The following is a 13,511-nucleotide window of genomic DNA, read 5'->3' as shown; positions in this document are numbered from 1 at the left end:
GTTCGCCGGGCTCCGCCGCACGGCGCGCGGCTCAGGCCCCGACGGTGGTGTGCAGCGTGGCGAACAGGCCCCGGGCGCGCGTGCCGTCCGGCAGGTCCCAGCAGCCGCCGACGTGGCCGGTCGTTCCCTCGGGAAGCGGCGCCGTGCTGTCGGCGCCGGGCTCCAGGAGCCGGCACAGGCGGAGCGTCACGCCGTGCCGGGCAGCGGACAGTTCGGTGTCCTCCCGGCGATCCGCGGCGGTGAAGTCCGCCGGCGCCGGGGCGGGGCCGTCACCGGTGAAGGAGCGGGTGACGTCCCGGGCGGGGACGTCGCTGACGTCCTGGTCCTGGGCCTGTGCCCGGCCCTCGACCAGCGCGAGCAACTGGGCGACGAGCACCGGGTCGTGGCAGCCGTCGTACACCCAGCGCCGCCCCAGCACCCCGTGCTCCATCGTGCCGACGAGGGCGTGGTCCGCTCCGTCCAGCGGGGCGCCACGGTAGGTGAGCGGCACCAGGTAGGCGGCCGGGCCGGCCCCGCCGGTGTCGGCGACCACCACGAACTCCATGCCGACCTCGCCCTCCGGGTCGTCGAGCCGGAACCCGCCGGCCTTGGCCAACTGCGGTTCGCCCGCGCCTCCCCGGTACCACGGCCGGGAGGGCAGCCAGGAGGTGAGCAGCTCGAGTTTGGTCGGTTTGAGGGTCGTGCGGTGGATGACGGCCATGCTGTGAGCTCTCTTCTGTGCGGCGGTCCTGTGGAGCGGGGTCCGTGACCGGGGCCCGTGCCTGAGGTCCGGGGGGCTTCGAACGCCCATACTTTCCCACGGTCGTCGGCCCAGCCCAGCCCAGCCCAGCCCGGCTTGGCTCGGCCCGGCCGCGTCGCGCCGTCCGGGCCACCGGCGTTGTGACGAACGCGATGGCGGGATCTCCCGGCCGCCCGCTACCTTGACGATCATGCAGGCAGACGACGCCGAGACGGCCGCAGAGACCGGGACGGACAGCCTCACCGGCACGGAACGCATGGTGCAGGCCGGTGACCTCACCTTGTGGGCGGAGGAGTTCGGCAGCCCGGAGCGGCCGACCGTGTTGCTCGTGATGGGCGCGGGGGCGCAGGGCGTCCAGTGGAACGACGGCTTCGTCCGGCACCTGACCGCCGCGGGCCACCATGTCGTGCGCTACGACCACCGCGACATCGGCCGCTCCTCCACGGTCGACTTCGCCGCCCGCCCGTACGCCGTCGCGGACATGGCCTCCGACGCGCTCGCCGTCCTGGACGCCTTCGGAGCCGACCGGGCCCATTTGGTCGGGGCGTCCCTGGGCGGCGTCATCGCCCAGCGGCTGGCCGTCACCCACCCGCACCGCGTCCGCACCCTGACCAGCCTCTCCGCCACGCCTCTGGGCAGCGACACGGCCGGGGCCGTAGGGCGCGCCCTCGCGGGCCGGCCGCCGCTGCCGGGTCAGCTTCCGCCGCCCACCGCCGAACTGCTCGCCGCCCTCGCCTCCTCCGTACCCGGGCCGCGGGCCGGCCGCGAGGAGTACATCACGACCCGGATGCCCATGTGGCGCGTCCTGCACGGGAGGGTCCTCCCCTTCGACGAGGCCGAGTACCGCGCGATGGAGGAGCGGGTGTACGAGCGGGCGCGCGACCGGCGGTCCGGGTTCAACCACACCCTCGCCGGAGCGGCCGGCGGAGACCGCACCGCGGACCTGGCCGCCGTCACCGCGCCGACGCTGGTGCTGCACGGCACCGAGGACCCCATGTTCCCGCCCGCCCACGGCCGGGCCACCGCCGCCGCCGTCCCCGGCGCCCGCCTGGTCACCGTCGAGGGCCTGGGGCACACCCTCCCCGCGGCGCTCGACCGGCGCCTGGCCGACGAGGTGCTACGGCACGTCCGGCGCTGAACGCCCGCCGGAAGCGGTGAAGGCGCGGGCGCCCGCCTGCCACGTGAGGTCGAGGTCGGAGCCGTCCGGGTAGCGGTGGTCGAGTTCGAGGAGCACCATGCCGTGCGCGTACGACCAGAGGGCCTGCGCGAGGTGGGGTTCGTCCGTGGCGAGGAAGAAGGGGCTGCCGGCCCACTCCTCCAGCCCGCCGGGCAGGGCGGCGCGCGGCAGCGGCCCGGTGGTCGCCAGGCGGTAGAGGCCGGGGTGGGCGAGGGCGTGCCGCCGGTAGGCGGCCAGGAGCGCGGGCACGCGGCCGGCGGCGGGCACTTCGCCCAGGGCGGCGTGCAGGGCCGCACCCATCTCGGCGAGGGCGTCCTCCACGAGAGCCGCTTCCACGGCCTCCTTGTTGCGGAAGTGCTTGTAGAGGGAGGGAGCGCGGATGCCGAGGCGCTCGGCGAGGGCGCGCATGGTCAGTTCGTCGCGGCCGCGCTCCTCCAGGAGGCCACGGGCGGCGGCGGCGATCTGGGCGGCGCGGGGGGTGCGCGGGGTGCGGACGGGCTGCTGGTGGGTGCTCACTGGTGTTCGGCTCGCTGCTTGAGGGCGGAGTTCATCGCCGCGAAGGCGTCGTGGACGTCGAGCTTGCGGCGTATGAAGGGTACGGCCACGAGGGCGCCGGTGAAGGTCTCGGCCTGAGTGAGCCGTACGCTGCCGGGCCCGGTCTCCTCGATGAGGAAGGAGTGCTCCCCGTCGAGGAGCCCGGGCAGCCCGAGCCGCCCGAGCCAGCGCAGCTCCCGGCCGGGGACGGCAGCACGGACCGTGGGGCGGAAGCGCATGGTGGAGCCGTTGTTGACGATGACGTTCCGCAGCACTGCGCCCGTTTCGGGCGTGCCCTTGATGCTGACGATGAAGGGGTTCCACTGCGGGTACGCGTCGAAGTCGGTGAGCACCTGCCACACGCGGGAAGCGGGGGCGGCGATGTCGATGCGGGTGCGGACGGCGTGCATGGGGACTCCTGGCAGGGGATGAGCCGGGCTAACGGTGTTAGCCGCATGACTGCAGCGTAAGGCTAACGCTGTTAGCTGCGCAAGGCGTCGACGGCAGGATTGCCGGTGGCCCCTGGTTCCATGGGAGTTGTGCGGGAAGCACACCGGACCCGGCGGCCGGGAGGCCCCGGCCGCCCGACGTCGCCCCGATGTCATCCGGCGTTCACTTTTCGGCCGCCCATGCGGCGCCACCTGCAGCGCACACTGACCGCACGGTTCAACTCGCTGTTCCCCTGGTCCTCCTGTTCCCCCCGTTCCTCCGCGCAAGGATGCAAGGCCCGTGCCCGTACCTGTCACCCTCCACGGCCGCGCCGTCCGGCTCGAGCCGCTCGCCGAGCACCATGTCGTGGCCCTGGCCGCGGCGGCCGCCGAAGACCGCGGCAGCTATGCCTTCACACCCGTGCCCAGCGGGATCGAGGCGACGGAGCAGTACGTCGCCGACGCGCTGGCGGCCCGGGCCACCGGCCGGACCGTGCCCTTCGCCACCGTGAGGGTCGCGGACGGGCGGGTCGTGGGGTCGACCCGCTTCTGCGAGCTGGACTACTGGCAGGGCCCGGTGGTCTGGCCGCCGGCCCCGCGCGGCCCGCTGGGCTCCCCGCTCACCGCGATACCCGACGCCGCGGAGATCGGCGGCACCTGGCTCTCCGCACGCGCCCAGGGCACGGGCATCAACACCGAGGCCAAGCTGCTGATGCTGCGGCACGCCTTCGAGACGTGGGGCGTCCGCCGAGTGTCCCTGCGCGCCGACGCCCGCAACGCACGCTCCCGCGCCGCGATCGAAGGTCTGGGCGCGGTCCTCGAAGGCGTCCACCGCGCCCACACCCGCGGTCTGGACGGCGTCGTCAGGGGCACGGCGTTCTACTCGGTCCTCGACGAGGAGTGGCCCCAGGTGCGCGAACGGCTCCGCCGGCGGGTGGACGGGCGCCGGGAGACGGCACGGATGCGCACGCTCGTTCCCGCGTGACGGTCCGGGCCGGGGCCGGCCGCGACCGGCCGCAGGCCGACCGGGATCGGCCGCGGGGAACGGCTCCTGCCGGACGAGCCGGGCAGGAGCCGCGCCCACCGGCTCAGGCGAGGGAGATCAGCTCCCGGTACTCCTCGTTCCACAGGTCTTCGTCCGCGTCCGGCAGCAGCAGGACGCGGTCGGGGCGCAGGGCGTCGACGGCGCCCTCGTCGTGGGTGACCATCACGATCGCGCCGGGGTAGGAGCCGACGGCCGCGAGGACCTCGTCGCGGGAGGCGGGGTCGAGGTTGTTGGTCGGCTCGTCCAGGAGCAGGACGTTCGCTCCGGAGTGCACCAGCCCGGCCAGCGCGAGCCGGGTCTTCTCGCCGCCGGAGAGGACGCCCGCCGGCTTGTCGGCGTCGGCCCCGGAGAACAGGAACGCGCCCAGGACGTGCCGCGCCTCGCCGTCCGTGAGGTGCGGGGCGGCCGCGGCGAGGTTCTCCCGCACCGTGCGCGCACCGTCCAGGGTGTCGTGCTCCTGGGCGAAGTAGCCCAGCCGCAGGCCGTGCCCGTGCACCACCCGGCCGGCGTCGGGCCGTTCCTCGCCCGCGAGGACGCGCAGCAGCGTGGTCTTGCCGGCGCCGTTGAGGCCGAGGACCACCAGGCGGCTGCCGCGGTCCACGGCGAGGTCCACGCCGGCGAGGACCCGGTGGGCGCCGTAGGACTTGGCCAGGCCCGCGGCGCCGAGCGGCGTCCGCCCGCACGGGGCGGGCTCGGGCAGCCGGATCTTGGCGGTCTTCTCGGTCCGGCGTGCCGGTTCGAGCCCGGAGAGGAGGCGGTCGGCGCGGCGCGCCATGCTCCTCGCCGTCACGGCCGTCGCCGACCGGGCCTTCATCTTGTCGGCCTGGGCGTGCAGGGCAGCCGCCTTGCGCTCGGCGCCGGCGCGTTCGCGGGCGCGGCGCCGCTCGTCCGCGTCCCGCTGGGCCAGGTACGTGGTCCAGCCGGTGTTGTGGACGTCGATCGTCGCGCGGGTCGCGTCGAGGTGGAAGACGCGGTTGACGACGCCGGCGAGCAGGCCCGTGTCGTGGCTGATCACGACCAGCCCGCCCGTGTGTGCCCGGAGGAACGCGCGCAGCCAGGCGAGGGAGTCGGCGTCGAGGTGGTTGGTGGGCTCGTCGAGCAGCAGGGTGCCGCCGTGGCCGGCGAACAGGATGCGGGCCAGCTCCACCCGGCGCCGCTGCCCGCCCGACAGCGTGCCCACCGGTTCGTGCACGACCCGGTCGGGCAGCCCGACCCCGGCCGCCACGCGGGCGGCCTCGGCCTCGGCCGCGTAGCCGCCGCCCGCCTGGAAGGCGGCTTCGGCGCGGGCGTAGGCGCCCATCGCCCGCTCCAGGGCGCCGGGCCCCGCGGCGTCCGCCATCGCGGCCTCGGCCTCGCGCAGTTCCCGCAGGGCCCGGTCCAGGCCGCGGGCGGAGAGGATGCGCTCGGTGACGGTCACGGCCGGGTCGGCGGCGCGGGAGTCCTGGGCGAGGAACCCGACGGGTCCGGTGCGGGTGATGGTGCCCGCGGCGGGCCTGGCCCGGCCCGCGAGCGCGGACATCAGGGTGGTCTTGCCCGCGCCGTTGCGGCCGACCAGGCCGATGCGGTCGCCGGGGGAGACGGTGAAGGAGACGCCGGACAGCAGCAGGCGCGCGCCCGCGCGCAGCTCGGCATCGCGAACGGTGATCATGAAGTAACGCTCCGAAAAGACTGAAGGACACACTTCTGGCGGGGAAGCGGGTCCTCAGCTAGGAAATTCGGGGCGTAGACATGCGGCCACGGTAACCGCGTCCGCGTGCATGGCGCATCTTCTTTATCGCGGGAGGGCGGGCCCCGCTCCGGCTGTTGCGGGAGGCGAGCCCCGCCCCGGCCCGCGCGGTCCCGGATGCGTCCCGCCGGATCCTGGCGCAGGCTGGAAACATGTCCGGACTCGCACGCGTCGTCGTGCATCCGCCGTCGTCGTCGGGCGGCCGGCGGGTGACGGCCGGCGCGGAGAACCTGGGGGTGGCGTACGGCGTCGTGGACGTGATCGAGTTCCTGCGGAGGGCCGGAGTCGCATCGGACGACATGCAGCTCGAGGACCCGGAGCTGATCGACTGGCGCGGCGGCGGGCCCGCCGTGTGGTCGAAGCCCGGGGAGGGCTGACCGGGCCGTTGCCGTTCCCCGGGGGCTTCCGGCGTCGCCCGCGTACTCAGTCGCACGCGTACTCAGGAGACGCGTGCTCACGACACGCGTCTCACGAGAGGCCGCTGCCATGGCGATCGACGTTCACGCGCACATCTGGACGGACGCCTATCTCGATCTGGTCCAGGCGTACGGCAAGACCGACACCGCCACGCAGCGCGGGCTCGGCGCCGGCACCTCGGACGCGGACATCGAGGCGCGGTTCGCGCTGATGGACGAGGCGGGCATCGCGCGGCAGGTGCTGTCGGTCGCCCCTCAGTCACCGCACTTCACCGACCGGGACCATGCGGTGCGTGCCGCCCGTACCGCCAACGACCTGTACGCGGAGGTTGTCAGGCGCTGGCCGGACCGCTTCCGCGCCTTCGCCGCGCTGCCCTTCCCGCACACGGACGCGGCGCTGGAGGAGCTGCGGCGCGCGCTGGACGACCTGGGCATGGTGGGCGCGTGCACGACGACGTCCGTGCTGGGCCGGTCGGTCGCGGACCCCGCGTTCGAGCCGGTCTTCGAGGAGCTCGACCGGCGCGGCAGCGTGCTCTCCGTCCACCCGGCCGGCACCGGGGCCGAATCGCCGCTCATCGCCGGCCACCGCCTGACCTGGTCGATCGGGGCCCCGGTCGAGGACACGGTCGCGGCGATGCACCTCGTCCTGGCGGGTGTCCCCAGCCGCCTGCCACGCATGAAGATCGTGCTCTCGCACCTGGGCGGGGCGCTGCCCATGGTGCTCAGCAGGGCCGACCGTCAATACGCCTGGGAGGCCCCGGACATCCCCGAGAAGCCCAGCGCGGCCGCACGCCGCATGTGGTACGACACCGTCGGGCACGGACACGTCCCGGCGCTGTGGGCGGCCGTGGAGTCACTGGGCGCCGACAGGCTCCTCCTCGGCACCGACTTCCCCTACCAGGCCGGCGGCGAATTCCTGGCCGCCACCGGCTACATCCGCCACTCCGGGCTGCCGGAGGAGCAGGTGGCGGCGATCCTCGACGGGAACGTCGCCGGGGTGATCCCCGCGTAGTCGCGACACCGGGCAGAGGGCGCCGCGGTGCCCGTGCGGCCGCCGGTCACAGACGGACGCGGGTGAGGAGCTCTTCCATGGCGTCGACCGGGAGGCGGGGCGAGCGGGCCGCCGCGATCGCGATGTCTTCGTCCTGGTCCGCGAGCAGGGCGAAGAGGGCGGGCAGGGGGAGGCTGCGATGGCCCGCGACGGCGATGCGGACCAAAGGGTCGGGGTCGGCGGCCAGCCGTGCGGCGAGCTCCGCCGGCAGACCGGGGTCGCGCGGGGCGAGGACCCGCATCCCGGGCTCCGGGTCGCCGGCGAAACGGCGCAGCATCGCGGGCGGGAACGTGATGTGATCGGCCGGCCTGCCCGGGCGCTTGCGCTCGTGGACGTGGGTGCGTTCGAGGCGTTCGGCGACGGCCGGGTCCAGGTCCGGGATCCGGGCGGCCATGGTGGCGCGGACCCGGTGGTCCTCGTCGTCGAGGAGACGGGCCACGATCCCGGGCGGCAGCGCGTCGGCGGTGGCGACGGACCGCCGGAAGCACGGGTACGGCGAGTCCGCGTGGTCGAGCGGGGCCTCGGCCGGCCAGGCGACGTGCCGGTGGTGCATGTCCAGTACGGCCACGAGGCAGAAGTCGTCGTCCTCGGTGGCGTCCTGGGGAGTGTCGCGCGAGCGCCGGTAGCCGGCCTGCAGGTTCGCGTGGATCTCGGCCCGCAGGGCGTCGGGGGTGTCCCGGCGGTAGAAGACCTCCGCGCGGACCAGGGCGTCCGGGTCCCGGCCGAGGGCGTCCCGGAGATCGGCCGGAAGCTCCGGGTGACCGGCGACCGCGGCCCTCACGTCCTCGTTCTCGTCGGCCGCCAAGCGGCGGGCCGTGCCGGCGTCGAGCGCCAGATGGCGGACGACGCCTGCGCGGGTGACGGGGTCGGCGAGCAGCGCGGGATGCAGATCCGCGGGCGGTACGGGGGCCGGCCCTCCGCGGAAGTGCGTGGCGCAGGCCGCCGCGCGGACCGTGGGATCGGGGTCGGTGAGCAGGGAGCGCCGCACGGCTTCCGGGGCGTCCGTCCAGAACTGGCCCAGGGCTGAGCGGACTTCGGGATGCGGATCCTGCGCCAGACGGGCACGGAGGTCGTCCGGAGTGCTGCCGTTCCGGGCGGCCTCCTCCCGGACTTCCGGTGCGGGGTCGCCGGCGAACCGCTCGAAGAGCTCCCGGGGTATTCCCTCCTCGTGCGCGGCCAGCGCCGATCGGACAGCGGGGTCCGGCGCCGCGGCCAGCGTCCGCTTGACTCCTGCCGGGAGGCTGCGGTTGCAGGCGAGGGCGTGCGTGAGCATCGGATCGCCGAGCGCGATGATCTCGCCGGCCAGCTCCTCCGTCAGGTCGGCGCGCCACATGACGGCTTCGTCCCGGGCCGGAGGGTGGGCGAACAGCCGGCGCAGGAGGGCGGGCGGCAGGGCCGGGTTCCGGGCGAGTCCTTCCAGGACCATGCCGGGATGGGCGAGAACGGGCAGGCGCATTTCCATGACGATCATTGTTGCCGGGCCGGGCCGGGCCGGGCCGGAGCGGAGTGGACCGGACCGGATTGTTCCGGACCGGACCGGGCGCGCGGCGGGGGCCGGCGGGCCCGGGAGCCGGGCGCGGGCGCCGGGCTCCCGGTGGGCGGCGCCGGCCGGGTCAGCAGGGGCGCGCGGAGCGGGCCGTGAGGCCGAGCCCCGGCGTGTACGAACCGGAGCGGAGGACGAAGGCCTGGCCCCGGTACGACGGTCGCGGGTAGAGGCACCAGGTCTGCCCGGTCTGGTTCTTCGCACTGCGGACGGGCGGGTTCAGGTTGGTCGACGGGCGCTGGAACATTCTCGTCGTGCCCTCGGCGTCGGGCTCCGTCCACGTGCACAGGCCGATCACCTGCGGGCAGATGGGGATCCGCGCGCGGGGCGCGCCCTGTGCCGTGGCCGCCGGCAGCAGGACCGACGCCCCCACGACCGCGGCGGCGATCGCGGACCTCACTGTCTTCCTCGTCGCAGGCCTCATGCCTGCCTCCTCCCAGCTCTCGGCAGCGGGACCGTGTCCGGCCGGCGGCCTTTCCGGTCTGTTGTCCCGTCAAACGATGAATCCTCCCGGATGTTTCGGATGTCCCGGAGGCCGCCCGGGCCGTCCCCGGCCGCCGCGATCTTCAGCTGGCGGACGTACATGAAGACCGAGAAGCTCGCGCACAGCGCCAGCGCCGGGGCGCCGACGATGTACGCCCACACGTGGTGGATCCCGAGCCGCCGCGACTCGGCGATCATGAAGATCGCCAGGGCCGCCCAGATCAGGACCAGGTCCGCGTAGACGAACTGGGAGGCCGTGTTCGTCAACGCGTCGTGGACGAAGTTCCGTACGACGCCGTACGGGCCGGCGTCCATGTTCTCGCGGACGAAGGCGACGGCCAGCGCCCCCATGACGGCGGTCCCGGCGAGGCCGAACAGCCCGTAGAAGACGCACAGGGAGCGGTCCCGCCCGTGGACGTCGCGGAGCCGCATCACGCCGGCCTCCCCAGCAGCCGTTCGTACGCGTAGTCGTCGAGGTCGAAGTGCCGGGCCCGCCAGGCGGCCTCGTACGTGCTGGCCGGCCGGACGGCCGGCGCGTCCCCGCGCTCGTCGAAGTAGTAGCTGTTCGAACGCCTGCAGCTCCCGTGGGCGAACACGGTGCCCGGCACGCGCCGCAGCGTCTCCCGGAACGACCTGTCGTGCTTCTCCGGCCGGACGACGGCCTGCGTGGCGCGCCGGCGCCGGGCCTCGCGGATCACCCGCAGGGCGTGGGTGACCTGATAGTCGATCATGCCGAACCACGAGCCGCCGGTGAAGGAGTACGGCCCGACGATGAACCAGAGGTTCGGGAACCCCTTGACCGACGTTCCCTCGTACGTCTGGAACCGCTCGGTCCGCCAGAACTCCCTGAGGTCACGGCCGCCGGTCCCGTGCACCGGGAACGGCGGGAGGTTCTCGAGGGTCTGGAAGCCGGTGGCCAGGACCAGCACGTCGAAGCGCTGCTCGCCGCCGTCCGCCGTGCGGATGCCGGTCTCCGTGACGCGCTCGACGGGCTGGGTCACGAGGCGGACGTTGTCGCGGGTGAAGGCACGCCAGTAGCCCTTGCCGAACGACGGCCGCTTGCAGCCCAGCCGGTACGCGGGGGTGAGCTTGGCCATCAGCTCGCGGTCGCCCCTGACCTGGCTGCGCAGGTAGAGCCGCGAGGCCGCTTCCCCCGCCCGCACCAGGAAGGGGAACCGGCGGTGGTGGATCATGGCGATCACGAAGCCGACCTCCGTCGCGGTGTCGGTGAGCAGCCGGATCGCCCGCTGCGTCCACGGTGCCGCCCCGAACAGCCGGCGGACGGGCTCCGGCACCGCGAAGTCCGGCTTCGGGAAGACCCAGATGGGGGTGCGCTGGTAGACGTGGAGCGACTCCACGTGCGGGGCGATCTCCGGAACGACCTGGACCGCCGACGCGCCGGTGCCGATCAGGCCCACGCTCCGGCCGGTCAGGTCCAGCGACGGGTCCCAGTGCGCGGTGTGCAGGACGTCGCCCTTGAACGCGTCCAGACCCTCGATGGCCGGCCGCTTCGGCTCGGTGAGCCAGCCGGTGGCGCAGACGACGAACCGTGCGGTCAAGGAGGCGCCGTCCGCCAGGAGAATCCGCCACAGGTGGTGCTGTTCGCTGTATTCGGCGCGCACGACCTTCGCGTGGAAGCGCAGACGGGGACGGAGACCGTATTTGTCGATGCAGTGCTCCGCGTACGCCTTCAGTTCCGCGCCGGGAGGGAAGATCCTGGACCAGGAGGGGAAGGGTTCGAAGGCGTAGGAGTAGGAGAAGGACGTGATGTCCACGGCGATTCCGGGATACCTGTTGGTGTGCCAGGAACCGCCGGCGCCGTCCTGCTGGTCGATGATGGCGAAGTCGTCGATGCCGGCCCGGCGCAGACCGATTCCCGTCCCTATTCCGGCGAATCCGGCGCCTATCACCAGCACTTCGTGATCCGGTGTCACTGGGTTTTCTCCTTCGGCCGGGTGCGGGCCGGGTAACGGGGCTGGCTGCACGGGCTGGTCACAGGACCGGCTGCACGGACTGGTTACGGGGCCGGCCGTACGGGCTGGTCACAGGGCCAGGCCGATCGCCAGCAGCGCCCCGAACGCGAGCAGCAGCAGGCAGGTGTGCTCCAGCGCCGCTATGAGGTCCCTGCCGCGTGCTCCGCTGAGCACGCGGCGCAGCGGGAAGACGGCGGACGGGACGGCGGCGATCACCAGCAGCGCCCAGGGCCGGGCGCCGGCAAGGAGCAGTGCGGAGGCGAAGGCGCCGGTGACGCAGAGCGCGTAGTAGACGCGGGTGCGCTTGTCGCCCAGCAGCACGGCGACGGTGATCTTTCCCGCGGCGGCGTCGGTCCGTATGTCGCGGAGGTTGTTCGTCGTCAGCAGCGCGCAGGACAGCAGGCCGATGGGCACGGACGCGCCGAGCGCGAGCAGGGGCACGTGGCCGAGCTGGACGGCGGCCGTGGTGCACACGGCGATCACGCCGTGGAAGAGGAAGATGCTGAGGTCGCCGAGCGCGCGGTAGCCGTAGGGCCGTGGGCCGCCGGTGTAGCACCAGCCGGCGAGCCCGCAGTACACCGTCACGGCGAGCATCCACCAGGAGACCGTCGCGGCCAGGACCACGCCGGTCACGACGGCGACGGCGTACAGGAACATCCCGAAGCGCAGGACTTGCCGCGGCGAGGCCTGCCCGGAGCCGACCAGCCGCGCCGGCCCCAGGCGCGCGTCGTCGGTTCCCCGCACGCCGTCGCTGTAGTCGTTGAAGAAGTTCGTGCCGAGGACGAAACCCAGCATGAACAGCAGCGTCAGGACGGTGCGCCACCAGCTGACGGCACCGAGGGAATGGGCGATTCCCTCCCCGACGGCGATCGGCGCCAAGGTCACGGGCAGCGTCTTGAGGCGGGCACCGACCAGCCATGCGCGTACGGCGTCTCCGCGGACCGGCCGCTGCTGAAGGGTCGCCGTCATCGTTTCGTCCCCACGCCGAGGTAGAGGACGGAAGTGGACTTGATGGGAACCATGCGAACCTCCTCGCATCGCCCGGCCAGGTAGCGGATGAAGTCGCGGGACCGCGGACGCAGCCCGAGCAGCCGGAGCTCCACGCCGTGCGACCGCGCGACCCGGGCCAGCCGCTCCCGGTTGACGAAGAGGCGGTGGTCGTGGGTGCCGCGGGCGGGCCTGCCCGGGAGGGGGACGTTCTCGGCGAACGTGATGGCCACCAGCCGGGCGACCCTGGTGTCGGGAATGGTGTCGACGATCAGCGTGCCGCCGGGCCGCAGGACCCGGCACAGCTCCGCCACGACGGCGAAGGGATCCGGTACGTGTTCGAGGCACTGCCCCGCCGTGACGACGTCGAAGGACTCGTCGGCGAACGGGAGCCGGGTGATGTCGGCCCGGGCGACGGCGTCGAAGCCGTGCCCGAGCGCTTCCTTGAGCGCCGTGGCCGACAAGTCCACGCCGAACACGCGATATCCCTTGCCGGCCAGATGCGGACCGAAAAGCCCGCCGCCGCAGGCGACATCGAGCAGACGCGCCCGCGGGGCACCGGCCGCGGTATCGGTATGGGTATCGGCATCAGCACCGGCATTGGCGCCGGCACCGGCACCGGCATCGGGAACGAATGCGGCGCGGGCCCGGGCGATCCAGCCCAGCGGCGCGAGCGGCCCGCGAGGATCCCACCACTGACCGGCGAGACCGTCGTAATCGGAGATGAAATTCCGTCTGTACCCTGCCACAAACCACCGTCCGGGGCGGATCCGGGCCAAGTGTTTTTCCAGAGCCTTGGCATCAGCTGCGACGCGGCCTTTCCGGGGCCGTTTCCACAGGCTAGGCGGACGGATCCGGCGGTGGCCAGAATTCACGCTCCGTTGCCCGCGTAACCCGTCAGGTGTGATGCGGGCCACGCGGGGCGGGTCGCGGCTACGGCTGCTGCTGCGGCTCCGGCCGGAACTCCCGGACCACCTCGATGGTGCCGACGATGTGCCGGTTGAACTCGTCCAGTTCCTCCGCGGGCACCCACAGCTCCAGGATCGTGCGCCCGCCGGCCTGCCGGACCGGGTAGCGGGCGGCGAAGGCGGCGTCCACCTCGAAGCGGGTGACGTAGCCGACGCCGGAGGCGGGCACGTTCCAGTCGCGGGCGATGCGGATCGCGTAGTCCTCGTTCAGCACCGGATAGAAGATCGGCTGGTCGGGGAGGCGCGGGGGCCAGGCCCGCCGGCCGGACGCCTCGACCAGCGCCAGCTCCTCCGGTCCCGTCGGCCGCCACAGGGTCATGGTGCGCCGGCCGGCCGTGTTCGTGCTCATCGTGCTGCCCATTCAGTGTCTCGTTCGGTCGCCACACCGTAGGCGAGGGCCCGGTGCGACGGCCAGTCAGTTTCGGTCCGCCGCGGCAGCGG

At 73.6% G+C, this 13,511-nt stretch carries 15 protein-coding genes; 4 read left to right on the top strand and 11 right to left on the bottom strand.

Translation table 11 applies throughout. The features are described from left to right. Positions 1–31 precede the first annotated feature (31 nt). Entirely contained in the window at positions 32–700 is a 669-nt protein-coding gene (locus tag B7P34_RS10365) for a maltokinase N-terminal cap-like domain-containing protein (RefSeq protein WP_106675545.1), read from the bottom strand. A gap of 229 nt (positions 701–929) precedes the next feature. Here B7P34_RS10365 and B7P34_RS10360 point away from each other — a divergent pair, with 229 nt between their 5' ends. After that, a complete protein-coding gene (locus B7P34_RS10360) occupies positions 930–1,877 on the top strand; it encodes an alpha/beta fold hydrolase (protein WP_223267706.1) in 948 nt (315 codons plus the stop codon). Here B7P34_RS10360 and B7P34_RS39325 read toward each other — a convergent pair. Together B7P34_RS39325 and B7P34_RS10350 are read right to left on the bottom strand one after the other, a co-directional pair. Next, positions 1,857–2,432, bottom strand: a complete 576-nt coding sequence (locus tag B7P34_RS39325) for a TetR/AcrR family transcriptional regulator (RefSeq protein WP_286157465.1) — start codon at positions 2,430–2,432, stop codon at positions 1,857–1,859. The genes B7P34_RS10360 and B7P34_RS39325 overlap by 21 nt on opposite strands. Further along, entirely contained in the window at positions 2,429–2,860 is a 432-nt protein-coding gene (locus B7P34_RS10350; RefSeq protein WP_106675544.1) for an SRPBCC domain-containing protein, read from the bottom strand. Before B7P34_RS10350 ends, B7P34_RS39325 begins: the two co-directional genes overlap by 4 nt. A gap of 319 nt (positions 2,861–3,179) precedes the next feature. Between B7P34_RS10350 and B7P34_RS10345 the strand changes: the two genes are divergently transcribed. Then, positions 3,180–3,863 (top strand): GNAT family N-acetyltransferase, encoded by a 684-nt coding sequence (locus tag B7P34_RS10345; protein WP_106675543.1) that lies wholly within the window; start codon positions 3,180–3,182, stop codon positions 3,861–3,863. A gap of 103 nt (positions 3,864–3,966) precedes the next feature. On the opposite strand, the gene B7P34_RS10340 is transcribed toward B7P34_RS10345, so the two are convergent. Next, positions 3,967–5,571, bottom strand: coding sequence for an ABC-F family ATP-binding cassette domain-containing protein (locus B7P34_RS10340; RefSeq protein ID WP_189382662.1), 1,605 nt, complete (start codon positions 5,569–5,571; stop codon positions 3,967–3,969). 230 nt (positions 5,572–5,801) lie between these two features. On the opposite strand from B7P34_RS10340, the gene B7P34_RS10335 reads away from it, so the two are divergent. Together B7P34_RS10335 and B7P34_RS10330 are read left to right on the top strand one after the other, a co-directional pair. After that, positions 5,802–6,026 carry a hypothetical protein gene (locus B7P34_RS10335; protein WP_106675542.1) on the top strand — a complete coding sequence of 75 codons (225 nt, stop codon included), beginning with the start codon at positions 5,802–5,804 and terminating at the stop codon, positions 6,024–6,026. A gap of 109 nt (positions 6,027–6,135) precedes the next feature. Continuing rightward, on the top strand, positions 6,136–7,077 hold the full coding sequence (locus B7P34_RS10330; protein ID WP_106675541.1) for an amidohydrolase family protein: 942 nt from the start codon (positions 6,136–6,138) through the stop codon (positions 7,075–7,077). A gap of 46 nt (positions 7,078–7,123) precedes the next feature. On the opposite strand, the gene B7P34_RS10325 is transcribed toward B7P34_RS10330, so the two are convergent. The 7 genes from B7P34_RS10325 to B7P34_RS10295 all read right to left on the bottom strand — a co-directional run bounded on the left by B7P34_RS10325 (position 7,124) and on the right by B7P34_RS10295 (position 13,419). After that, positions 7,124–8,578, bottom strand: a complete 1,455-nt coding sequence (locus tag B7P34_RS10325; RefSeq protein ID WP_106675540.1) for a hypothetical protein — start codon at positions 8,576–8,578, stop codon at positions 7,124–7,126. A 151-nt stretch (positions 8,579–8,729) separates the two neighbouring features. Beyond that, positions 8,730–9,083, bottom strand: coding sequence for a peptidase inhibitor family I36 protein (locus B7P34_RS10320; RefSeq protein WP_106675539.1), 354 nt, complete (start codon positions 9,081–9,083; stop codon positions 8,730–8,732). After that, positions 9,080–9,574, bottom strand: coding sequence for a DUF2834 domain-containing protein (locus B7P34_RS10315; protein WP_106675572.1), 495 nt, complete (start codon positions 9,572–9,574; stop codon positions 9,080–9,082). Before B7P34_RS10315 ends, B7P34_RS10320 begins: the two co-directional genes overlap by 4 nt. Then, positions 9,574–11,076, bottom strand: coding sequence for a flavin-containing monooxygenase (locus tag B7P34_RS10310; RefSeq protein WP_106675538.1), 1,503 nt, complete (start codon positions 11,074–11,076; stop codon positions 9,574–9,576). Before B7P34_RS10310 ends, B7P34_RS10315 begins: the two co-directional genes overlap by 1 nt. 108 nt (positions 11,077–11,184) lie before the next feature. Further along, complete coding sequence (locus tag B7P34_RS10305) at positions 11,185–12,084, bottom strand: 1,4-dihydroxy-2-naphthoate polyprenyltransferase (protein ID WP_106675537.1); 900 nt, start codon at positions 12,082–12,084, stop codon at positions 11,185–11,187. Next, positions 12,081–12,881, bottom strand: coding sequence for a bifunctional 2-polyprenyl-6-hydroxyphenol methylase/3-demethylubiquinol 3-O-methyltransferase UbiG (gene ubiG / locus B7P34_RS10300; RefSeq protein WP_223267705.1), 801 nt, complete (start codon positions 12,879–12,881; stop codon positions 12,081–12,083). Before ubiG ends, B7P34_RS10305 begins: the two co-directional genes overlap by 4 nt. A gap of 154 nt (positions 12,882–13,035) precedes the next feature. After that, positions 13,036–13,419 (bottom strand): hypothetical protein, encoded by a 384-nt coding sequence (locus tag B7P34_RS10295; protein ID WP_189382659.1) that lies wholly within the window; start codon positions 13,417–13,419, stop codon positions 13,036–13,038. Positions 13,420–13,511 lie beyond the last annotated feature (92 nt).

Origin of the sequence: Streptosporangium nondiastaticum, assembly GCF_003011965.1 — a bacterium.
Taxonomy (GTDB): domain Bacteria; phylum Actinomycetota; class Actinomycetes; order Streptomycetales; family Streptomycetaceae; genus Streptomyces; species Streptomyces nondiastaticus.
The sequence above is the reverse complement of the archived record's forward strand: the minus strand, read 5'-3'. Positions and strand labels throughout refer to the sequence as shown.